This window comes from Micromonospora sp. ATLC20, from assembly GCF_057196585.1.
This window is the reverse complement of record NZ_JBXUOV010000420.1, coordinates 1-557: the sequence shown is the minus strand read 5'-3', so window position 1 is coordinate 557 and position 557 is coordinate 1. Positions and strand designations below refer to the sequence as shown.

General features: G+C 77.6%; 1 pseudogene. It reads right to left on the bottom strand.

Annotated elements, in window-relative coordinates:
- Positions 1-309 (bottom strand): annotated as a pseudogene (locus AC2CHG_RS31725) (DUF4153 domain-containing protein); the annotation flags it as partial.
- Positions 310-557 lie beyond the last annotated feature (248 nt).

Below are 557 nucleotides of genomic sequence, written 5' to 3'. Positions count from 1 at the left end.
GCGCTCGGCGGCGGGCGCCGTCGCCTGGGCGGGCACCGCCGCCGTCGGCTGGCCGGGTGCCCCCGGCTGGCCGGGCGCGGGGACCAGCGGGAGGAACAACGCGTACCCCTGGGTGCCGGGCGGCACGCTGACCGGAATGGCCCAGCCTGGTTGCCCCTCGGCACCGGGCCACGGCACCGGCGCGGGAGCGCCCTCCATCGTGGGCACGACCAGCAGGTACGGCTGTGCGGGGGCGGGAACGTCGCCCGGTGCGGGACCGGCCGCAGGGGCGGCGCGGGACGACTCGGGGGACGGGACCGGATCGGACAAGGGACGCTCCTCGATCACAGGGTTTCGTCACTCTAGGGCCCATCAGGCGTCCGTCGCCGCCCCGGTTGTCCGTTCGGTCATGCCGCCCGGCCCGATCGGCGCGGATCGAACCTTTGGCGGCTCCCGGCCGTACCAGTGCACGGGAGGTCGATCACATGGCCGCACGTCGCGCGTTCGCCGCGTTCGCCGCCGTCGCCGCGGCGGTGCCGCTGACCGCCGCGCCGGCCGCCGCGCACGGTGCGCCGACC